At 71.9% G+C, this 20136-nt stretch carries 18 protein-coding genes and 2 pseudogenes; 13 read left to right on the forward strand and 7 right to left on the reverse strand.

From position 1 onward, the window contains the following. Positions 1-219, reverse strand: a pseudogene (locus AB0J68_RS02455) (hypothetical protein); the annotation flags it as partial. Continuing rightward, complete coding sequence (locus AB0J68_RS02460; RefSeq protein WP_363935618.1) at positions 216-1838, reverse strand: sensor histidine kinase; 1623 nt, start codon at positions 1836-1838, stop codon at positions 216-218. The gene AB0J68_RS02460 and the pseudogene AB0J68_RS02455, both read right to left, overlap by 4 nt. Before the next feature lie 61 nt (positions 1839-1899). Between AB0J68_RS02460 and AB0J68_RS02465 the strand changes: the two genes are divergently transcribed. Further along, positions 1900-3279 carry a cation:dicarboxylase symporter family transporter gene (locus AB0J68_RS02465; protein ID WP_354855992.1) on the forward strand — a complete coding sequence of 460 codons (1380 nt, stop codon included), beginning with the start codon at positions 1900-1902 and terminating at the stop codon, positions 3277-3279. Between the two features lie 263 nt (positions 3280-3542). Here the strand turns inward: AB0J68_RS02465 and AB0J68_RS02470 are convergent, their stop codons facing one another. Continuing rightward, entirely contained in the window at positions 3543-3953 is a 411-nt protein-coding gene (locus AB0J68_RS02470) for a hypothetical protein (protein ID WP_354855993.1), read from the reverse strand. A 131-nt stretch (positions 3954-4084) separates the two neighbouring features. Between AB0J68_RS02470 and AB0J68_RS02475 the strand changes: the two genes are divergently transcribed. The 4 genes from AB0J68_RS02475 to AB0J68_RS02490 all read left to right on the forward strand — a co-directional run bounded on the left by AB0J68_RS02475 (position 4085) and on the right by AB0J68_RS02490 (position 9760). Continuing rightward, positions 4085-4585, forward strand: a complete 501-nt coding sequence (locus AB0J68_RS02475) for an RICIN domain-containing protein (RefSeq protein WP_363935622.1) — start codon at positions 4085-4087, stop codon at positions 4583-4585. Positions 4586-4789: 204 nt separating this feature from the next. Next, positions 4790-6202: an FAD-dependent oxidoreductase gene (locus AB0J68_RS02480; protein ID WP_354855995.1), complete on the forward strand. Its 1413-nt coding sequence runs from the start codon at positions 4790-4792 to the stop codon at positions 6200-6202. Between the two features lie 87 nt (positions 6203-6289). Further along, positions 6290-8461 carry an FUSC family protein gene (locus AB0J68_RS02485; protein WP_354855996.1) on the forward strand — a complete coding sequence of 724 codons (2172 nt, stop codon included), beginning with the start codon at positions 6290-6292 and terminating at the stop codon, positions 8459-8461. A 261-nt stretch (positions 8462-8722) separates the two neighbouring features. Beyond that, complete coding sequence (locus AB0J68_RS02490) at positions 8723-9760, forward strand: aminotransferase class V-fold PLP-dependent enzyme (protein WP_363935624.1); 1038 nt, start codon at positions 8723-8725, stop codon at positions 9758-9760. Between the two features lie 6 nt (positions 9761-9766). Here AB0J68_RS02490 and AB0J68_RS02495 read toward each other — a convergent pair whose 3' ends face one another. After that, complete coding sequence (locus tag AB0J68_RS02495; protein ID WP_354855998.1) at positions 9767-10939, reverse strand: acyl-CoA dehydrogenase family protein; 1173 nt, start codon at positions 10937-10939, stop codon at positions 9767-9769. A 98-nt stretch (positions 10940-11037) separates the two neighbouring features. Here AB0J68_RS02495 and AB0J68_RS02500 point away from each other — a divergent pair, with 98 nt between their 5' ends. The 3 genes from AB0J68_RS02500 (at position 11038) to AB0J68_RS02510 (ending at position 14418) form a co-directional block, all read left to right on the forward strand. Next, a complete protein-coding gene (locus AB0J68_RS02500; RefSeq protein ID WP_355065717.1) occupies positions 11038-11694 on the forward strand; it encodes a TetR/AcrR family transcriptional regulator C-terminal domain-containing protein in 657 nt (218 codons plus the stop codon). A gap of 103 nt (positions 11695-11797) precedes the next feature. Next, a complete protein-coding gene (locus AB0J68_RS02505) occupies positions 11798-13252 on the forward strand; it encodes an aldehyde dehydrogenase family protein (RefSeq protein ID WP_354856000.1) in 1455 nt (484 codons plus the stop codon). Continuing rightward, on the forward strand, positions 13249-14418 hold the full coding sequence (locus AB0J68_RS02510; protein ID WP_354856001.1) for a zinc-binding dehydrogenase: 1170 nt from the start codon (positions 13249-13251) through the stop codon (positions 14416-14418). The genes AB0J68_RS02505 and AB0J68_RS02510 overlap by 4 nt, the downstream gene beginning before the upstream one ends. A gap of 61 nt (positions 14419-14479) precedes the next feature. On the opposite strand, the gene AB0J68_RS02515 is transcribed toward AB0J68_RS02510, so the two are convergent. Beyond that, positions 14480-14767, reverse strand: a complete 288-nt coding sequence (locus AB0J68_RS02515) for a hypothetical protein (protein ID WP_354856002.1) — start codon at positions 14765-14767, stop codon at positions 14480-14482. 314 nt (positions 14768-15081) lie between these two features. Between AB0J68_RS02515 and AB0J68_RS02520 the strand changes: the two genes are divergently transcribed. After that, on the forward strand, positions 15082-16071 hold the full coding sequence (locus AB0J68_RS02520) for a hypothetical protein (RefSeq protein WP_354856003.1): 990 nt from the start codon (positions 15082-15084) through the stop codon (positions 16069-16071). A gap of 115 nt (positions 16072-16186) precedes the next feature. Here AB0J68_RS02520 and AB0J68_RS02525 read toward each other — a convergent pair. Continuing rightward, positions 16187-16327, reverse strand: a pseudogene (locus tag AB0J68_RS02525) (site-specific integrase); the annotation flags it as partial. A 127-nt stretch (positions 16328-16454) separates the two neighbouring features. On the opposite strand from AB0J68_RS02525, the gene AB0J68_RS02530 reads away from it, so the two are divergent. Both AB0J68_RS02530 and AB0J68_RS02535 read left to right on the forward strand, forming a co-directional pair. Next, a complete protein-coding gene (locus AB0J68_RS02530; protein ID WP_354856004.1) occupies positions 16455-16799 on the forward strand; it encodes a hypothetical protein in 345 nt (114 codons plus the stop codon). A 133-nt stretch (positions 16800-16932) separates the two neighbouring features. Continuing rightward, on the forward strand, positions 16933-17472 hold the full coding sequence (locus AB0J68_RS02535; protein WP_354856005.1) for an alpha/beta hydrolase: 540 nt from the start codon (positions 16933-16935) through the stop codon (positions 17470-17472). A 6-nt stretch (positions 17473-17478) separates the two neighbouring features. Here the strand turns inward: AB0J68_RS02535 and AB0J68_RS02540 are convergent, their stop codons facing one another. Further along, complete coding sequence (locus tag AB0J68_RS02540; protein WP_354856006.1) at positions 17479-18216, reverse strand: phosphotransferase; 738 nt, start codon at positions 18214-18216, stop codon at positions 17479-17481. A gap of 130 nt (positions 18217-18346) precedes the next feature. Here AB0J68_RS02540 and AB0J68_RS02545 point away from each other — a divergent pair, with 130 nt between their 5' ends. Both AB0J68_RS02545 and AB0J68_RS02550 read left to right on the forward strand, forming a co-directional pair. Continuing rightward, a complete protein-coding gene (locus tag AB0J68_RS02545) occupies positions 18347-18712 on the forward strand; it encodes a PadR family transcriptional regulator (RefSeq protein ID WP_354856007.1) in 366 nt (121 codons plus the stop codon). After that, the gene (locus AB0J68_RS02550; protein WP_363935630.1) at positions 18709-20085 is read left to right on the forward strand and encodes a permease prefix domain 1-containing protein; all 1377 of its coding nucleotides are present in this window, start codon (positions 18709-18711) and stop codon (positions 20083-20085) included. Before AB0J68_RS02545 ends, AB0J68_RS02550 begins: the two co-directional genes overlap by 4 nt. Positions 20086-20136: the final 51 nt, after the last annotated feature.

A 20136-nucleotide genomic window follows, 5' to 3' on the forward strand; every position in this document is an offset into this window, starting at 1 on the left:
CCAGCCCGCCGCCGTCGCCATCCCCTGCCCGCCCGGCATGGACCCGGTCAAGTGGGCCGCGCTGCCCGAGATCCCACCCGCGCGCAGAGCCGCCATCGCCGCCCGCGCGGTGTGCGCCACCCCGACCACCACGAAACCCCGAACCCGTTCGGTGTACGCGGCGTGCGCCTCGGCCAGCAGCGGCTCGTCCTCGACGACCAGCACCCGGATGTCGGTCATCGCGGGGCACCGCCGACCGGTAGTCGGACCGTGAACAGGCTGCCGCCGTCGTCCGAGCGGGCCACCTCGTGCCGGCCACCGTGGCGGCGGACCACCTGCCCGATCAGCGCCAGACCGAGACCCCGGCCGCTGCTCTTGGTGGACCAGCCGCGCCGGAACGCGTCCGCCACCCGGTCCTCGGCCAGCCCGGGGCCGCTGTCGGCGACCCGGACCACCAGTTCGTCGTCGACGGCGCCGACGAAGACCCGCACCGTACGCGGCGGGGGCGTGCCGGCGACCGCCTCCAGGGCGTTGTCGATCAGGTTGCCGACGACGGTGAGCAGGTCGTTGGTCGGCAACGGGCTGTCGTCGAGGCGGCAGTCCGGCTCGATGACGAGGTCCACGCCGCGCTCGCCGGCCTGGGCGGACTTGCCGAGCAGCAGCGCGGCCAGGGCCGGCTCGGTGACCGCGTCGACCACCCGGTCGGTCAGCTGCTGCGCGTGGGCCAGGTCCCGCGTGCCGAGCCGGACCGCCTCGTCGGCGCGGCCCAGCTCCACAAGCGTGAGGACGGTGTGCAGGCGGTTGGCCGACTCGTGGGTCTGCGCCTGCAACGCCTCGGTCAGCGCGCGGACCGAGTCCAGCTCGCTGGCGAGGGTACGCAGCTCGGTCTGGTCGCGCAGGGTCAGCACGGTGCCGAGCGGCGCGCCCTCGAAGCGAGCGGTCCGCTGGTTGGCCACCAGCACCCGGTCACCGGCCAGCATGGGCTCGTCGAGGGCGTCGCGCCCGGAGCCGAGCAGCTCGGCCACGGCGGGCGGCAGGTCGATCCCGGCGACCGGCTGGTCGGTGACCGGCTCGTCGGCGTCGAGATCGAGCAACCGCCGGCCCTCGTCGTTGATCAGCGCCACCCGCCGATCGGTGGTCAGCACCACGAGACCCTCGCGCACCGAGTGCAGGACCGCGTCGTAGTACTCGTACATCCGGGTCATCTGCGCCGGTCCCAGGCCGTGGGTCTGGCGACGCAGCCGGCGGCTGAGCAGCCACGATCCGGTCGCGGCGAGCGCGAGCGCCGGCGCCGCGACGCCGAGCAGCACGGGGAGCTGGCGCAGCAGCTTGCGGTTGATGGCCCGGGTGGTGATGCCCACCGAGACCAGGCCGACGATGCGCCGCTGCTCGTCGTACACCGGCACCACCGCGCGCACCGACTCGCCGAGCGTCCCGACGTTGGTGGTGGTGAACGGGTGCCCCGCCAGGGCGGGCCCGATGTCGCCGACGAACGGCTCGCCGATGCGGTCCCGGGTCGGGTGCGAGAAACGGGTGCGGTCGGGGGCCATCACGACCACGAAGTCGGTGCCCGTGGCCAGCCGGGTCGATTCGGCGTACGGCGCAAGGATGCTGGCCGGGTCGGCGGTCGTGAGGGCCGCGCGGACGTCGGGGGAGCGGGCCACGGTCTGCGCCACCGCGAGCACCTCCTCCTGCGCGGCCTGGCGGGAGTCGACGCGGGCCAGCCAGACGGCGCCCGCCGCGCCGGCCAGCACGAGCAGCGTCACCACCACCGCCTGGAGGGCGAACAGCTGCCCCGCGATGCTCCACTGCCGTCGGGCCACCTCCACCACCTCCTCGGCACGCCGCCGCTGACGCATCCGCGGTGAACAGAATGACCGCAAGGATGTCAACGGGTGAGACGCGCTTCACATTGTCGACATGGACACCACCGCATCCACCACCACGGCGGAGCCGTCGGCCCGCCGGGACCGTACCCGTTACCTGTACCTGGCCGTCATCGTGGCCGTGCTCGCCGGCATCGTGGTCGGCCTGGTCGCTCCCGATTTCGGCAAGGAACTCAAGCCGATCGGCACGGGCTTCGTCAACCTGATCAAGATGATGATCAGTCCGGTCATCTTCTGCACGATCGTGCTGGGCGTCGGTTCCGTCCGGCAGGCCGCGAAGGTCGGCAAGGTCGGCGGCCTGGCGCTCGGCTACTTCCTGACCATGTCGACCGTCGCGCTCGCCATCGGCCTGGTCGTCGGCAACCTCATCCACCCCGGCTCCGGCCTGGACCTCGGCCAGGACCTCGCGGGCGCCGGCAAGGCCGCCGCCGGAGACGAGGCCGGCGGTACGGCGGAATTCCTGCTCGGGATCATCCCGACCACGCTCTTCTCCGCGCTCACCGAGGGCGAGGTACTCCAGACGCTGCTGGTGGCGCTGCTCGTCGGCTTCGCGGTGCAGGCGATGGGCCGGCGCGGTGAGCCCGTGCTCGGCGCGATCGCCGTCCTCCAGCGGGTCGTCTTCAAGGTCCTCGCCATGATCATGTGGCTGGCGCCGATCGGCGCGTTCGGGGCGATGGCGGCCGTCGTCGGCGCGACCGGCGTGGACGCCCTCAAGAGCCTCGCCCAGATCATGCTCGGCTTCTACGCCACCTGTCTGATCTTCGTGCTGGTCGTCCTGGGCGCGTTGCTGTGGTTCGTGGCCCGGATCTCGATCTTCTCGCTGCTGCGCTACCTCGGCCGGGAGTTCCTGCTGATCCTGTCGACCTCGTCGTCGGAGTCGGCGCTGCCCCGGCTCATCGCCAAGATGGAGCACTTCGGCGTGAGCAAGCCGGTCGTGGGCATCACGGTGCCGACCGGGTACTCGTTCAACCTCGACGGCACCGCGATCTACCTGACGATGGCGTCGCTGTTCATCGCCGACGCGCTCGGCAAGCCCCTGGCCATCGGCGAGCAGATCTCGCTGCTGCTGTTCATGATCATCGCGTCGAAGGGCGCCGCCGGAGTCACCGGCGCCGGGCTGGCCACGCTTGCCGGTGGCCTCCAGTCGCACCGGCCGGACCTGGTGGACGGCGTCGGGCTGATCGTCGGCATCGACCGGTTCATGTCGGAGGCGCGGGCGCTGACGAACTTCGCCGGCAACGCGGTGGCGACCGTCCTGGTGGGAACCTGGACCGGCGAGTTCGACCGGGACCGGGCGGCCGGCGTGCTGCGCGGCGACGACCCGTTCGACGAGGCCACCATGCTCGACGACCACGACGACGAGTCGGCGGCACGCCCCGACGAATCGACCGCGCCAGCTGGCGTCCCGGCCTGACCGTCCCGGGGGGTGATCGACTCCAGGTCGGCGATATCGGGGTATCCAAGCTTGTAGGACACCCCGATATCGCTGATCTCGTGTTGATCTTCACCGAGAGGTTGACCTCCGGCTGACGACAGAGACCAAACGCTCCCGTGCGACACGACCTCGGGCCCCGCCACCGCTGGCAATCTTGGACACTTTCCGTTAGCTGCTAACGGAAACTGTCCAAGATCTACCCTGTCAACCGCCTCCCGCGCCCCGGACGGCGTCGCCCTGGGTCAGCTCGTCGACCTCAGGGCCGCCGCACGGAACTTGGCTGGTGGCAGGTATCCGTGGGCGTCCACGTAGTGGAGCAGGAGCTGAGGAGCGGCGTACGCGACGTTGTCGCCCCGCACCTCGAATTCGGCGCTCTCGCGGGCGATCATGCCCTCCCGAATGGCTTCTCTGGCGTCGTCGCCCAGGTCCCGGATGCAGATCTCGCAGTAGTGGTGTCCCCGTGTCTGGCGGACTCGCACCTTGGCCAGTTCCGTCAGAGCTGGCATCAACCCGCCCGGGGGAGCGCCGGTCGGGAACGGATGCGACGCGTCCAGCCAGCCGACGTTGAGCAGCGGCTCGTCGGATGGCCCACGCCCGTCCTCGTCATGCCGCTTGAGGTACGTGTACGGCGTCAGGTCCACGAAGTAGGTCACGGGTTCTGTGTACCCACCCTCCGCGCACTTGACAGGGGGTGTGTGAGCGTTAACATCGATAAGCGCCATGCATCGGCTCGGCCACCGTCACCGACCTGTGGTCCGGCGCCGGTCTCGGCACCGTCACCGGCATGCTCACCCGATCCATCCCCGCCCACGGGAGCGGCCTGTACCGGGTGGTGCCGCTGACCACCGCCCCCACGCCGACCACCTACACGGTGGCCGCGCGGCACAGCGGCAAGCTCCTCGACGTCTTCAACGCGTCCACCGCCGATGGCGCCAACGTCGTCCAGTGGGGCGCGAACGGGCAGGCCAACCAGCGGTGGCGGTTCCAGGACGCCGGTGGCGGCTACTCGACGGTGACAAGTGTCAGCAGCGGCAAGTGTCTCGACGTGTACGGCGGCGCGGGCGCCACCGCCGACGGCGTCCGCGTGATCCAGTGGACCTGCAACGGCGGCACCAATCAGCAGTGGCGCGTCGAGGACCTCGGAACCGGCTACGTCAGGCTCGTGGCCCGCCACAGCGGGAAGTGCCTCGACGTGCTGAACGCCGCCACGGCGGACGGTGCTCAGGCCGTGCAGTGGACCTGCGGCACCGGCGCCAGCCAGCAGTGGCGACGCACCACCGCGTAGCGCGCCGTCGGCCCTCGCGGCGGTAATGCGCCGCAGCGGGCGCGGATCCTCGTCACGTCGCTGCCGACGGTCTGGGCGCTGATCGCGGCCGGCACACTGCTGGCACGGCGCTACGCCAGCGGGCCAACTGAAGGCTGACGGCGGGCGCTGCGGTGGTTACGGTCGTGGATGCCGAGGTTTCCCGACCGTTCGAGGAGTGATCGCATGGCCCCCTCTCCGTCCCGGCTCTTCGCGGAGATAGCGACGGCCGAACGACCGGCCGAGACCAGAGTGGTCATGCGGCGAGCGGTGGTGCTCGGCGGCAGCATGGCCGGGTTGCTGGCGGCCCGGGTTTTGAGCGATCACGCCGAGGAAGTGCTGATCATCGAACGGGATCCGTCCAATGTCGACGCCGGGCCTCGGCCGGGGGTGCCCCAGGGCAGCCAGGTGCACGCGCTGCTGCCCGCCGGCCAGGTCCAGTTGGAACGCTGGTTTCCCGGCATCGCCGACGAGGCGCTGGCGCTCGGCGCCCCTCCGCCGCCGCGCGACCAGGGCACCGCGAAGGTCTTCATCAACGGCGTACTGGGTCTGCCGCCGGCAGCGACCGGCACCGGGCCGGCGTTGATCACCACGCGTCCGTTCCTGGAGGCGCTGGTCCGTCGGCGGACCCTCGCCGTCGACAACATCCAGATGGTGTACGGCCGGGCCGAGGGCCTCCTCTTCGACGAGCGGCGCGTCACCGGCGCCCGGTACGTGCCCGAGGGCGGCAGCGAGCCGGTCGTCGAAACGGCGGACCTGGTGGTGGACGCGATGGGCCGGTCCAGCCGGTTGAGTGACTGGCTGGCCGAGGAGGGGTGGCCGCGCCCGCCGATGCACCGTATGCCGATCAAGCTGAACTACGCGACGGCGCTCTACAAGCGCGACGAGAAGGTCAGCGACGCTTGGGTGGCGGTCTTCCACACCATGGCGGGCAAGGGGCGTACCGCCCGGATCGGCGGGATCAACTCGGTCGAAGGGGACCGTTGGATCATGCTGGTCGCCGGCTACGACGGGGACCGGCCCAGCCGCGATGTCGCCGACTTCACCACCCGCTGCCGGAAGCACTACCCGCAGATGTTCGGCGACATCGCCGAACACGGCGAGATGCTCGGCCCGGTGGTCACGTACCACCAGGCGGACAGCCGACGCCGCGACTTCCATGAGCTCGACCGCCTGCCCGCCGGGTTGGTCGCCGCCGGTGACGCGGTCGCGTCCTTCAACCCGGTGTACGGCCAGGGCATGACCTCCGCGACGCTGCACGCCTCCTGCCTGTCAAACTATCTGCGGTCCGGGCCGAAGCCGCACGACGAGCCCGCGCGGGCGTACTTCGACCAGGTCCGCGTGGTGGTCGACGCCGCCTGGCAGGTCTCCACCACCGCCGACATCGAGCTGCCGCACGTCGACGGGCCGTACCCGCCCGGTTACCGGGTCACCAAGTGGTTCGGCGATCTGCTCTTCCGGGCGTCGCTCACCGACCCGGTGCTCAACGCCCGGTTGGGGCGGGTGACCACAATGCTCGACCACCCGGCCGCCCTGAGCCGCCCCGGCACCCTGTTCCGGGCGCTCCGCTTCGGCCTGCGCGGCCGCTCTCGGCGGTGATTCGTCGCCAAACCCGCAGCCCGTGGCGGGGTGCGGTGGAGAATGGTGGGTCGGGAAGGGGTGCCGCGACGAACCGGGGGAGCAGGCGTGCTCGCAACCAGCCTCCTTGGCCGGCTGCGCCGCCGTGACCCGGGGGACGCCGTCCTGCGGCGCGCGGTGCGCCTGACGCTCGTCGCGTCCGTCATCTTCTACGCCTGCCGGTACGGGGCGGGCAGCCCGGTGCTCGCCACGTACGGGCTGTTCGGCGCGATCGCCGCCGGGTCGTTCGCCCAGTTGCCCGGTCCGGCGCCGCAGCGGGCGCGGATCCTCGTCACGTCGCTGCCGGCGGTCTGGGCGCTGATCGCGGCCGGCACGCTGCTGGCGTGGAGCACGTGGGCGGCGGCCGGCGGGATGCTTGTCGTCGGGTTCGTCGTGGCGTTCGCGGGGGTCGGGAATCCACGCCTGGTGGGTCTGGCCAGCGCGTTCCAGCTCTTCTACATTCTGGCGTCCTTTCCGCCGTACCAACCGGACACCCTGCCGCAGCGACTGGGCGGGGTCACGCTCGCGATCGTGCTGCTCGCCGCGGCCGAGGTGCTGCTCTGGCCCGACCCGGTGCCGGTCACCTTCCGGCAGCTGCTCACCCGGGCGGCGGACGGCGTCGGGGCGTTCCTCGACGACGCCGCCGACGCGCTGACCGACCCGCACGCCGGTCACGCTGGTCGGGACAGCCGGCGCGCGCGGGCGTACGACCTGGTGGCCCCGCTCGGTCTGGGCCGCAACCCGCCGGAGCGGGCGCCGACCGCGGCGGGCGCCCAGGACCGGGCTCTGCGGATCTCGGCGGCGGCGCTGCGGGAGGTGCTCGCCGAGGCGGACCGGCTCGCGGGGGACGCCCCGCCGGAGCCGATCGGAGAGCTGGCGGCGGCGCGGCTGGTGCGCACCTGCGCTGAGACGACCCGGGCCGCCGGCCGGAGCCTGTCACCGGGTGCGCCGCCGGTCGACCTCGCTGGCCTGGACGTCGCGATCCGCGCGGCCGAGGCCGCCTACCCGGTGGGGCGAGGTGGCGGCGCCGACGCGCCGGACGTACCCCGGATGTGCCGGGACGCGACCGCGCTGGCCCTCGCCGACCAGGTGCGGGTCTTCGCCGTCGGTGCCCGGGTCGCCGCCGGGGCACGGCCCGCCGGAGGCGAGGCCTACCCCAGACTTTTCGGGTACGCGCGACACAGCCCGTGGACGCTGTACTGGTGGCAGTTCCGCTCCCATCTTGCTCCCAGCTCCGCCCACCTGCACAGCGCGCTTCGGCTGGCCGTGGCGTTGTCGGTCGCCCGGGTGGCTGCCGGAGTGTTGCAGCTCAACCACGGCTTCTGGGTGCTCCTGGCTACACTCACGGTCCTGCGGACCTCGGCCGCCGACACCCGCACCGCGCTGCGACCCGCAGTGCTCGGCACGATCGCGGGCGTCGTCGTCAGTGGCCTGCTGGTGCTCCTCGTCGAGGACCCTGTCGTGTACGCCGTCGTCCTGCCGGTCACGCTGCTGCTGGCGTTCGGTGTCGGTCGGCTGCTGGGCCCGGTGTGGCAACAGGCGCTGTTCACCCTGCTGCTGACCGTCGTGTTCAGTCAGCTCAGCCCCGAGGGTTGGCGGCTCGCCGAGGCCCGGCTGGTCGACGTCGGGCTCGGCGCGGTGATCGGTGTGCTCGCCGGCGTCGCCATGTGGCCGCGCGGTGCGAGCCGCGACCTGCGCCACAACGCCGCGCGTTACCTGACGGCCAGCGGGGACGCGGTCGAGCGGACCGTCGAGGCGGTGCTCGGCGACGCCCCGCCGCCCGAGGACGACCTCGATCGGGTCCGCCAGCGGATGGTCCTGGTCGACTCGTCCTACTGCCAGTACCACTCCGAGCGCCACGACCCGCAGCGCGCACGCGTGAACTGGGACGCCGTCCTGGGTGCCGGACAGCACGTGGTGCCCGGCGCCGAGTCGCTGCTGCGGCGCAACCCGCCCGGCTGCCTCGCCGGCTGGCCGGCGGCGGCGGCCCTGCTGCGGGACGCGGCCGGGCAACTGCGCTCGGCGTACGACGAGCTGGCCGGAGAGGTGGCACAGGGCCGGGCCGCGGGCCCGGTGCCGGCCCCGACCGACTGTGTCGACGAGGTGGACCGGGTCCGTCCGCTGCTCGGCGACGTCGACTCCTCGGCGGTACGGCACCTGGTGGAGGTCGATCGATGGCTCGCCGGCCTCGCCGACAGCCTCACCCGGATCCACCCGCCGGACGCGAACCGGCGTCGATGACGTCGCCGCCCGCGCCTGGCTGGTCGCCTCTGAGGCAGGTTGGTCGTGAGCGACATACCTCAGAGTCATATCTATACCTGAGAGTCATCACGCCCTCCCCGGTGCCCGGCTCCGGGTGGCGAGCGGCGGGCGCCGGGTGCGGGGTGCCGGGCGCAGCCCGCAAGCCCGCAAGCCGCCGGCAGTCCGCCGCCGGGAGCCCGCAGGCCGCAGGACTCCGATTGGCCGTGCCCCTGCGCGACGAGCCCGCCTAGCGTCGGTGGCATGGAGATCGCGCAGGCACAGCAGTTGTGGAAGCCGGAGCCCGGCTGGTTGAACACGGCCTCCTACGGGTTGCCGCCCGAGCCGGCCTGGACGGCGTTGCAGGAGGCCCTGGCCGCCTGGCGGGTCGGCAGCACGTCATGGGAGGGCTGGGGCGACTCGGTGCAGCGCTCCCGGACCGCGTTCGCCGGTCTGATCGGCGTGCCGGCCAGTGACGTGGCGGTCGGCGCGACCGTCTCCCAGATGCTGGCGCCGGTGGCGGCGGGGCTGCCGGCGGGGGCCACCGTGGTCGTTCCGGAGATCGAGTTCACCTCGAACCTGTTCCCCTGGCTGGTTCAGGAGGAGCGCGGCGTCACGGTCCGCACGGTGCCGGCGGACCGGCTGGTCGACGCGATCGACGCCGACACCGACCTCGTCGCGTTCAGCCTGGTGCAGTCGGCCGACGGCTCGGTCGCCGCGTACGACGAGATCGTGGCCGCGGCCCGCGCGCACGACGCGCTGGTGGTGGTGGACGCGACCCAGGCGTGCGGGTGGTTGCCGTTCGACGGCAGCCGGGCCGACGTGGTGGCCGTCGGCGGCTACAAGTGGCTGATGAACCCGCGCGGCACCGCGTACACCTATCTGGCCCCGGCGCTGCGCGAGCGCCTGCGCCCGGACGCCGCCGGCTGGTACGCGGGCCACGACCCGCACGCCTCCTACTACGGCCCGCCGCTGCGGCTGGCCGACGACGCCCGCCGGTTCGACATCTCGCCGGCCTGGTTCAGCTGGGTCGGCGCGGCCCCCGCCATGGAGCTGGTCGCCGAGATCGGCGTGCCGGCGATCCAGGAGCACGACGTGGCGCTGGCCAACCGGTTCCTGACCGGTCTGGGCCGACCGCCGGGGGACAGCGCCATCGTCACCGTCGAGGTGCCCGGCGCGGAGCAGCGTCTCGCCGCGGCCGGCATCCGGGCGGCGGTGCGCGCCGGGCGGGTCCGCGCCTCGTTCCACCTCTACTCCACCGAGGCCGATGTGGACGCCGCCCTGGAGGCGCTGGCGGGGTGACGCGGTTCAGGCCAGGTGGCCACCGATCTTCGTGTACCCGCGCAGCAGGTCTCGCGAGATGATCAGCCGCTGCATTTCGTCGGTGCCCTCGAAGATGCGGTAGAGCCGCACCTGCCGGTACCAGCGCTCGATGGGCAGCTCCCGGGTGTAGCCCATGCCGCCGTGGATCTGGAGCACCCGGTCGACCACCCGGTTGACCATGCCGGCGCCGTAGAGCTTGCCCATCGACGACGCGTGCCGCGGGTCGAGGCCCTGGTCGACCGTCCACGCCGAGCGCAGCACCAGCCAGCGGGCCGCCTCCAGCTCGGTCTCCGAGTCGGCGATCATCCACTGGATGGCCTGGTTGGTGCCGATCTTCGCGCCGAACGTCTCGCGGGTGTTGGCGTAGTCGATGGCCATCTGCAGGACCCGCTCGGCGATGCCGATGGCGTGCGACGGGATGGTGTAGCGGCCCTTGCCGATCCACTCCATGCCGAGGGTGAAGCCCTGCCCGATCTCGCCGAGGATGTTGCGGTGCGGCACGCGTACGCCGTCGAAGATCAGCGACGCGGGCCCGCCCTCGCCCATGGTCTGGATGAACTCCGAGCGCCAGCCCATCGCCCGGTCCACCAGGAACGCGGTCGCGCCGCCGTTGCGGGCGCCCTTCTCCCGGTCGGTCACCGCGACGACGATGGCGAAGTCGGCGTCGTGGCCGCCGGTGATGAAGGTCTTCTCGCCGTCGAGGATCCAGTCGTCGCCGTCGCGGCGGGCGGAGAGCCGGATGTTCGCCGCGTCCGAGCCGGCGCCCGGTTCGGTGATCGCGAAGCAGGACCGCCGCTCGCCCTCGATCGTCGGAATGAGGAATTCCTGCTTCTGCTCCTCGGTGGCGTGGAACAGGATGTTGTCCGCCTCGCCACCGAAGCGGAACGGCACGAACGTGTGGCCCAGCTCCGTCCAGATCAACGACTGGAGGACGGCCGGCAGGTTCATCCCGCCGTACTCCTCGGGGGTCGCCAGGCCCCAGAAGCCGAACTTGCGCGCCTTGAGTTGCAGCTCGCGCACCTCGGAGTGATCCAGGCCCGGTTGGTGCGCCCGCTCGCGGCGCAGCACCTCCGCCTCCAGGGGCATCACCTCGCGGCGGATGAACGACCGGACGGTGTCCCGTACCGCCCGTTCCTCGTCGGTGAGCGAAAAGTCCACGGTGGTCCTCCTGGCGTCGGCGCGGCCGGTCACCCCTAAACTAGCGGTGTAAGTTTTGATGCGTCCAGACCCTACGTCGCCGACTCGCGAGGAGCGCAGTGCCCCGACCCCGCCAGCCCCGGCTCACCCGGCAGCTGATCGTCGACACCGCCACGGCGCTCATCGACGCCGAGGGTCTGCCCGCGCTCTCCACCCGTCGACTCGCCGCCGCGCTGGGCGTGCAGGGCCCGTCGCTCTACAACCACTTCGCCACCAAGGACGAGATCCTCGACGCGGTCGCCGACGCGGTGACCGGCGCCGTCGACATCAGCGGCTTCACCGGCCGGGACTGGGCCGGCGCGCTGCGCGACTGGGCCTGGTCGTACCGGCGGGCGCTCACCGCGCACCCGAACATCGTGCCGTACCTGGCCCAGGGGCCCGGTCGCCGGCCGGCCGCCCTCGCCATGGCCGACGCGGTCTACGGCGGCCTGGTCCGCGCCGGGTGGCCACCGGCCCGCGCCACCCACATCGGCGCGGCGCTGCGCTACTTCGTGGCCGGCTCGGCGCTCGGCTCGTTCGCCCGCGGCTTCGTCGAGGATCCCGAGCTGTACGCCGCGCACTACCCGCACCTGCGCCAGGCGCACCGGCTCGCCGAGCACCAGCAGAGCGTGGACGAGGGCGCCTTTGCCCTCGGCCTGGACGCGCTGCTGCACGGCCTGGCCGCCGAGTACGCCCGCACCGTCGGGCCGGTGGAGTCCGGGCGGTCCAGCGGGTAGCGTCCAAACTCCCAGCGCTAGTTTCAGCGCCCGCCGCGACCCGTCGCCTTCGCCCGCCGCCCAGCCCGCCCCCATCGCCCGTCGCCACCCCGGAAGGGACGCCATGGACCTCGCCGCCCCGCCGTCGCTGCTGCCCGATGCCCTGCGCCTCCGGCGCCACCTGCACATCGGCGGCGAGTGGACGTCTCCCGCCGGCACCGACGTGATCGACGTGGAGAACCCGAGCACCGGCGAGCTGATCGGTCAGGTGCCCGCCGGCACCGCGGCCGATGTGGACGCCGCCGTCGCCGCCGCCCGCGCCGCCTTTCCCGGCTGGGCGGCCACCGCGCCCGCCGAACGGTCCGCGTACCTCGACCGGCTGCACGCCGCGCTCGCGGCGCGCGCCGACGACCTCGCCCGCACCGTCGCCGTCGAGCTGGGCGCCCCGCTCAAGCTCGCCACCCGCGTGCAGGTCGCGCTGCCGCTGATCGTGCTGCGCGACCACGTGGCGCTCGCCGCCCGGCCGCCGGTCGAGGAGACCATCGGCAACTCCCTCGTCGTGCGCGAGCCGATCGGCGTGGTCGGCGCGATCACCCCGTGGAACTACCCCCTGCACCAGGTGATGGCGAAGGTCGCGCCCGCGCTCGCCGCCGGCTGCACGGTCGTGCTCAAGCCCAGCGAGCTGACCCCGCTGACCGCGTACCTGCTGTTCGACGCGGTCACCGAGGCCGGTCTGCCGCCGGGTGTGCTCAACCTGGTCCCCGGCACCGGCGCGGCGGTCGGCGAGGCGCTCGCCGGGCACCCCGACGTCGACCTGGTCTCGTTCACCGGCTCCACCGCCACCGGCACCCGGATCATGCGACTCGCCGCCGACCGGATCGCCCGGGTCGCGCTGGAGCTGGGTGGCAAGTCCGCCAACGTGATCCTCGAGGATGCCGACCTGGCCGCCGCGGTCAAGGTCGGCGTCGGCAACGCCCTGATGAACTCCGGCCAGACCTGCACGGCGTGGACCCGGATGCTGGTGCACCGCGACCGGTACGCCGAGGCGCTCGACCTGGTCGCGACGGCGGTGGCCGGCTACCGCGTCGGCGACCCGTTCGACCCGGCCACCCGCCTCGGCCCCCTGGTCTCCGCCGCCCAGGCGACGCGGGTGCGCGGCCACGTCGAGCGGGCTCTCGCCGACGGCGCCCGCCTCGTCGCCGGTGGCCCGGACGCCCCGGTCCCGGCGCGGGGGCACTTCGTCGCCCCGACCGTCTTCGCCGACGTGCACCCGGACAGCGCGCTCGCCCAGGAGGAGGTCTTCGGCCCGGTGCTCGCCGTTCTCCCGTTCGACGACACCGACGAGGCCGTCGCCATCGCCAACAACTCGCGCTACGGGCTGGCCGGCGCGGTCTGGTCCGCCGACACCGAGGCGGCGCTCGCGGTGGCGCGGCGGCTGCGGACCGGCGCGGTCGACATCAACGGCGCGGCGTTCAACCCACTCGCGCCCTTCGGCGGCTACAAGCAGTCCGGCCTGGGCCGGGAGCTGGGCGTGCACGGGCTCGCCGAGTTCTGCGAGCTGAAGGCGATCCAGCGATGAGCGCCGCCGAGCCGACGGGCGTACCGGGGGTGGCTGCGGAGCAGGCGGCCGTGCCGGCGGTCAGCGCTGAGCCGGCGGGCGGGTCGGTCACCGTCCGCGCGCTGGTCGCGCGCGGGCCCGGCGCCGAGCTGCGGGTCGAGCGGGTACGCCTGCCCGCGCCCGGCCCCGGCGAGGTGCGGGTGACGATCCGGGCGGCCGGGGTCTGCCACTCCGACCTGTCCATGGTCAACGGCACTCTGGCCGCGACGTTCCCGCTGGTGCTCGGGCACGAGGCGACCGGCGTGGTGGCCGAGGCAGGGGCGGGCACCCGGCTGCCGGTCGGCACGCCGGTGGTGCTCAACTGGGCGCCCGCCTGCCGGACCTGCTGGTGGTGCCGGCACGACGAGCCGTGGCTCTGCGCCGCCAACACCGCCCCGACCGTGGCGCGCGGCGAGACCGAGGACGGCATCGGGCTGCACCTCACGCTGGGTCTCGGCGCGCTCGCCGAGGCGGTGGTGGTGCCGGAGAGCGCCGTCGTACCGATCCCCGCCGGGCTGCCCGCCGAGCAGGCCGCGCTGCTCGGCTGCGCGGTGCTCACGGGCGTCGGCGCGGTCGGCAACACCGCCCGGGTCGCGCCCGGCGAGTCGGTCGCCGTCATCGGGCTCGGCGGGGTCGGGCTCGCCGTTCTCGCCGCAGCCCGCCGGGCCGGCGCCACGACGATCCTCGCCGTCGACGTGGCCGAGGCGAAGCGGGACCTGGCCCTCGCCGCCGGGGCCACCGACTTCCTGCTCTCCGACGACCGGCTCTCCAAGGAGGTGCGGGCACGCACCGAGGGCCGCGGCGTCGACCACGCCTTCGAGTGCGTCGGGCGGGCCGCCACGATCCGGGCGGCGTGGCGGCTCACCCGGCGCGGGGGAGCGGTCACCGTGGTCGGCATGGGCGCCAAGGACGACATGGTCAGCCTCGGCGCGCTCGACATCTTCCACTCCGCCCGTACGCTGCGCTCCTCGGTGTACGGCTCGTCCGACCCGGACCGCGAGGTGCCGGTGCTGGCCACCGAGCTCGCCGACGGCGCACTGGATCTGCGCGTGCTGGTCAGCGGCACGATCGGGCTGGACGAGGCGCCCACCGCGTTCGACCGGTTGGCGCGGGGCGAGGGCGCCCGCTGGGTGGTCACACTGGACTGAGCCGAGCAGGCTCGCATGCGGGCCTGCTCGGGCCGGTGACGTCAGCGGCGATCAGTTTCGATCAGAAGGGTGGTGTGTCCTCGCCCATCAACGCCAGCACGACGCCACCCCTCCCGCTCTTGAGGCTCTGGACCACGACCTTGCCGGTGCTGCCGTCGGGCAGTTCCAACGTGAAAGCCTTCCCGACCGCGTTCTTGGGGCCGTTGCCGGCGCTGTTGGCGGGCCGGAAGTCGCCTGCCCACGGTCGAATCCCACCCTTGCGGGCGGGCTCGGCGAAGAGGGCGGCGGTGCCAGGGGTCCTGGTGCCGTCCGAGGAGAGAAGCACTGAGGCGCTGCGATAGGTAGCCATATGCGCCAAGGCTATCCCGGACTGCGCTCGATCGCGCCCCGCAACTGCCCCTAAACCGAACGGCCAGGGGAGCGATCGTGATCTGCTACCCCTTTGCGACGATCGTGCGGTGGCTAAGGGCCGAGCCAGACGCCGGTCGCTGAATCCGCAGCCTTGGTCCCTGGCGGAGCCGGATGTGTGCGCGTGCCCTCGGGCTGGACCGAGCTTGTCCTATCCCGGTGCTCTCATCCCGTCATGCATGTCGTCGTCTGTGGCGCACTCGTGGAGAACGGCGCGGTCCTGCTGGTACACCGCAGCCCATAAGGTTTACTTCTATGGTCCGCACCACACCTCCGCGTCCCCTGGACATCACCGCGCTCTTCCCCGAACTGCGGGAACATTCCATCACCGCTACCCGCCTGCATCCCCGACCCGGCGCTCCGACCGTTAGGGACAGCTCGGTCGGCGGACCGCTGCTGTGGCCGGCCGACGAGGTATGGCCGGTCTGCGACGACGCCGGGGCGCACGAGCCATACAACCTGGCCACCCCGGCCGCCCTGCGCTGCAGGCGGGAGATCCTCGCGACCGCAGAAGCCCGGGAGCCGCTGCCGGGCGGGTACTTCTTGACTGCGCAGGAGCGGGCCGAGCTCGATGCGGCCGACGCATTGGACCTGGACGACCTGATCGAGGACCCCATCCCGTTGGTCCCGGTCGCGCAGCTGTACCGACATGATGTCCCGGACTACGCCGGTCCGGACGGCACCGACCTGCTCCAGGTGCTGTGGTGCCCGGTGGACCACTCGGACCGGCACTACAGCCCTCGCGTCTTCCTCTTCTGGCGCGACAGTTCCGCCGTCGGCCCGCTGCTCGAAGCGCCTCCCGAGCCGCCGGTGATCAGCGACATGTACCTGCCGGTTCCGTGCGTGGTGCACCCCGAGCAGGTTCGCGAGTGCCAATACGCCGCTCTACTCCCCGATGACCTGCGCGAGCGGCTCGACGAGTGGGACGAAGACGATAGCCGTCCCCACTATCAGTATCAGACCGACTTGTCGCTGGCGCCGGGATGGAAGGTCGGCGGGTACGCGAACTGGTCACTGACCGATCCGTACCCGATGGATTGTGCTGCCTGCGGCACCACGATGACCTTGATTTTCACCGTGGGCTCGGGCGACTGGAACGGCATGCATTGCAGCTGGCGCCCGTCCGAGGAGAACCCGACCGTGTCCCCAGACATCGTCGGCGTGCAGATCGGGCGTGGCTACTCGCTGTACACCTTCCGCTGCCCCAAATCATTCGATCATCCCCCGGCGACCGCTATGCAGTGACGCGGCCTCCCTCCATGGCTTGCCGGCCTCCCAAGCGCACTCGACTCGACAGAGCCGCGAGCGCTGGGGGTGTCCCGGAAGCCATGTGTGCGGCGAGGATGTAGTTGTTGAGGTGCCGGTCGATGTTCTTGCGGGCCCGGTCGTAGCGCATGGTGGTGTGCGGGTCGGCGTGGCGAGCGGCGATCTGCACGTCGCGCAGGCTGACGCCGGCGTTGAGCATGGTCGTCACGAAGGTGTGTCGCAGCATGTGGGGGGCATCCTCGGCATTCGGATCCCTGCGGTCTGGGTCAGCGCGCAGAACGAGGTGATCGGAGGGTGCGGTGCCGGATTGGCGAAGCGGTACCTCGCTACCGGACTGCGCGGACGGTGCCTACTCTTCCGCCGTGGCGCGTACCCGAATCAGGAGCATCGTCGTCGAGGACATCGTCTACCGATGGACCGTCGGACTGGTCGATCCGAGCCGTGTCAAGGTCAAGGTCTGGCGCGACGGGCCCGGCGGTGCATTGCAGGTCATGGCGTTCTTTGATGACCCATGGCTGAACTATGGACCGATCATCACCGCACCTGCCGGCCGAGCGGCCGAAGTGTTCGAACTGAGCCCGATCGCCCCGGCTTTGGTCGCGAAGATCATCCGGCAGGCACTCGACATGGGCTGGCAGGCACATCACAACGCAACGACGCGGCTCCAGCTCACCCGCGACCGCGAACGGTTGGAGCCATCACCCTAGTGACAGGGCGCCGGACGCGACCGCTGTCCGCGGATGCGGATGCCGTTAGAACCTCGGGAGCGGCCGGCCCCCTGAGGCCGCACTCGCTTCTGTGGGTCACGCGGTTTGATCACGATGTCGATGCGAAGGGGGCATGGTGGGACGCAGAGCGATCATCTTCCACGGGACCGGCGGTAACCCGGACGTCGTCTGGTATCGCTGGCTGGCGGAGCGGCTCGAGGCTCGGGGTTACACCGTCGAGGTGCCGCACCTCCCGGGCGTCAACGTCGAGCCGATCGCGACGTTCCTGCCGACGGTGCTCGACGGGCGCCGCTTCGACGAGGACACGGTCCTGGTGGGCCACTCCGGCGGCGCGGCCCTGCTGTTGGCGCTCCTGGAGCATGTCGAGGTGCCCGTCGCCCAGGCGATCCTGGTCGCCGGCTACTGCACCCGGCCCAACACCAGCGAGGAACCGGTCCTCCAGGAGAGCTACGACTGGGCCGCGATCCGGTCGCACGTGCGCGAGATCCTCTTCATCAACTCCCGCGCGGATCCGTACGGCTGCGACGACCGACAGGGACGCGCCATGTTCGAGCGGCTCGGCGGCACCCAGATCGTGCGCGACGACGGGCACTTCGGCGACTACAACCAGCCATACGAGCGGTTCGAGCTGCTCGACCGACTCATCCCCTGACGTTCGTCACATCCGCGCCCGCAGCACGTCGACCTCGCAGCCGGGCGCCGAGGGGTCGAAGCCGTGCTCGGCCAGCCACCGGATCACCAGCAGGCTGCGCAACGACCACCACGCCCGGATCACGTCGAGGTCGACGTCGGCGCCGTAGCCGGCCACGACGTCGCCGAGGTGCTCCTCGTGTCCGAGAGTCAACGTGGCGAGGTCGAACAGGGCGTCGCCCCGGCTCGCCTCGGACCAGTCGAGCACGCCGGTGACCTCGTCACCGTCGACGAACACGTGGGCGACCTGCAGGTCGCCGTGCGTGAACACAGGTGTCCACGGCCGGAGTGCAGCCTCGGCGACGTGGCGGTTTCGGGTGACCAGGTCGGTGGGGAGAACGCCGTTCGCGACGAGCCACCGGCACTCGCCGTCGAGCTGCGCGGCCAGCTCGTCGAGGCTCCGACCGGGCCAGGGTGGCAGCGGCGCGTCGTGCAACGCCCGTACGGCGGCGCCCGCCGCGGCCCACGCCGTCGGGGGCGCGGTCGACGGCTCGCCGAGGCGGCCGAGTGCCCTGCCGCGCAGGACGGCGAGCGCGAGCACAGGCGGGTTGCGCCACAGGACCTCCGGAGTTGGCACGGGCGCCATGGCCATTGCCGCGACCTCGACGTCCGCGTGACCCGGATCGGCGTCGATCTTGAGGAACACGTCGCCGACGCGCACGGTCGCCCGCTCCTGGTGGGCGACGACGACCTCGATCTCCTGCACGCTGGCGATTGTCGCGGGATCGACCACCGACGTGCGAGGGGTTTTCCGCGCACCCCCGGGGAGTCGTTGCGCCCGGGAAATACCTAGCAGTACTATGCATTCTGCTTCTAGGGTTGAGGTGGGAGGTCTCGTGAAGGTCGCTAAGGATCTGGTTGCCGCTTCGGCGACACCGATGGTGCTCGGCATACTGGCCGAGGGGGAGAGCTACGGCTACGCCATCCTCCGGCGGATCAACGAGCTGTCCGGAGGTGAGTTGGACTGGACCGAGGGGCTGTTGTACCCGCTGCTGCATCGGCTTGAGCGCCTGGCCTATGTGGAGGCGAGCTGGCAGTCGGTCGCCGGTGAGCGCAAACGCAAGTACTACCGGATCACCGACCGGGGCCTGGCCGAGCTGGCCGAGCAGCGCCGGCAGTGGGACACCGTCGTGGGCGCGCTCAAGGAGATCTGGCACGACCGTACGCCGCTGACGGTGCGCCCGTTGGGGGGCCTCGCATGACGGCGCACGACGGGCCGGAGGAGCTGGAAGCGCAGTTCGCACAGTGGCGCCGATACGTGCTCCGGCGTCGGGAACTGCAGTCGGTGGACGCCGACGAGTTGGAAGACCACCTCCGTGGCTCGGTCGGCGAGCTCGTCGCGGCGGGCCTGAGCCCGGACGAGGCGTTCCTGGTCGCGGTCAAGCGGATGGGCAGTCTCGACGAGCTCTCCCGCGAGTTCGCCCGGGAGCATTCGGAACGGCTGTGGAAGCAACTGGTGCTGACCGGCGACTCCGGCAACCCGGCCGCCGGCTCGCGCTCCCGGCGGGACCTGTGGGTCATGCTGGCCTGTGCGGCTGGCGCGGTGGCGTCCGTCAAAGTGCCCGCGCTGTTCGGGTTGACCTTCGACGACGACGGGTCGTTCTACGCGCGCAACGCCACGCTGTTCGCGCTGCCCTGGCTGGCGGCGTTCCTGGCCTGGCGCCGGCGAGCCCGACCGGTGGTGATCGCGGTGCTGGTGGCGCTGTTCGCCCTCGGCGCCGTGGCGGCGAACGTCTACCCCCTGGCGGACGACTCGCAGTCCGTGGTCGTGACCGGCATCCACCTTCCGATCGCCCTGTGGCTCGTGGTCGGTCTGGCCTATGTCGCCGACGACTGGCGCTCGTCGCGTCGACGCATGGACTTCATCCGCTTCACCGGCGAGTGGTTCATCTACTTCGTGCTGATGGCCCTCGGCGGCGGCGTGCTCGCCGCGTTCCTGTTCAACACCTTCGCGGCCATCGGGATCGTCCCGGAGGCGTTCATCTCGCAGTGGCTCCTGCCCTGCGGCGCCGCGGCCGCGGTCGTCGTGGCCGGGTGGCTCGTCGAGGCCAAGCAGAGCGTCGTCGAGAACATCGCGCCGGTCCTCACGCGGCTGTTCACCCCGCTCTTCACCGCCGCCCTGCTCGCCTTCCTCGTCGCAGTCGTCTGGACCAGCCACGGCATCGACGTCGAGCGCGAGGCGTTGATCCTCTTCGACCTCCTGCTCGTCGTGGTGCTGGGGCTGCTGCTCTACTCGCTCTCGGCCCGCGATCCGCTGGCCCCGCCCGGCCCGTTCGACAAACTCCAGCTCGCGCTCGTGGTCAGCGCGTTGGCCATCGACGTGCTGGTGCTGCTGGAGATCACCGGGCGTATCACCGACAACTACGGCGGCACGCCCAACCGGGCGGCAGCGCTCGGCGAGAACGTGATCCTGCTGGTCAACCTCGCGTGGTCGGCGTGGCTCCTGCTGAGCTTCCTGCGTCGGCGTACGCCCTTCGCGGCGCTCGAACGGTGGCAGACCGGCTACCTGCCGGTGTACGCAGCGTGGGCCTGGATCGTGGTCCTCGTCTTTCCCCCGTTGTTCAGCTACGCCTAGGGGATCACGTTCAGGTCGTCAACGGGATCTGGTGGAAGCCGTGGACGGGCG

The sequence above is a fragment of the Micromonospora sp. NPDC049580 genome (genome assembly GCF_040675595.1).
Classification (GTDB): domain Bacteria; phylum Actinomycetota; class Actinomycetes; order Mycobacteriales; family Micromonosporaceae; genus Micromonospora.

What these genes read in the sequence shown, in the direction of transcription:
- AB0J68_RS02460 (WP_363935618.1), bottom strand. Translation starts at nt 1,838, where the DNA reads ATGCGTCAGCGGCGGCGTGCCGAGGAGGTGGTGGAGGTGGCCCGACGG.
- AB0J68_RS02550 (WP_363935630.1), top strand. Translation starts at nt 18,709, where the DNA reads ATGACGGCGCACGACGGGCCGGAGGAGCTGGAAGCGCAGTTCGCACAG.
- AB0J68_RS02465 (WP_354855992.1), top strand. Translation starts at nt 1,900, where the DNA reads ATGGACACCACCGCATCCACCACCACGGCGGAGCCGTCGGCCCGCCGG.
- AB0J68_RS02520 (WP_354856003.1), top strand. Translation starts at nt 15,082, where the DNA reads ATGGTCCGCACCACACCTCCGCGTCCCCTGGACATCACCGCGCTCTTC.
- AB0J68_RS02510 (WP_354856001.1), top strand. Translation starts at nt 13,249, where the DNA reads ATGAGCGCCGCCGAGCCGACGGGCGTACCGGGGGTGGCTGCGGAGCAG.
- AB0J68_RS02480 (WP_354855995.1), top strand. Translation starts at nt 4,790, where the DNA reads ATGGCCCCCTCTCCGTCCCGGCTCTTCGCGGAGATAGCGACGGCCGAA.
- AB0J68_RS02535 (WP_354856005.1), top strand. Translation starts at nt 16,933, where the DNA reads ATGGTGGGACGCAGAGCGATCATCTTCCACGGGACCGGCGGTAACCCG.
- AB0J68_RS02490 (WP_363935624.1), top strand. Translation starts at nt 8,723, where the DNA reads ATGGAGATCGCGCAGGCACAGCAGTTGTGGAAGCCGGAGCCCGGCTGG.
- AB0J68_RS02515 (WP_354856002.1), bottom strand. Translation starts at nt 14,767, where the DNA reads ATGGCTACCTATCGCAGCGCCTCAGTGCTTCTCTCCTCGGACGGCACC.
- AB0J68_RS02475 (WP_363935622.1), top strand. Translation starts at nt 4,085, where the DNA reads ATGCTCACCCGATCCATCCCCGCCCACGGGAGCGGCCTGTACCGGGTG.
- AB0J68_RS02505 (WP_354856000.1), top strand. Translation starts at nt 11,798, where the DNA reads ATGGACCTCGCCGCCCCGCCGTCGCTGCTGCCCGATGCCCTGCGCCTC.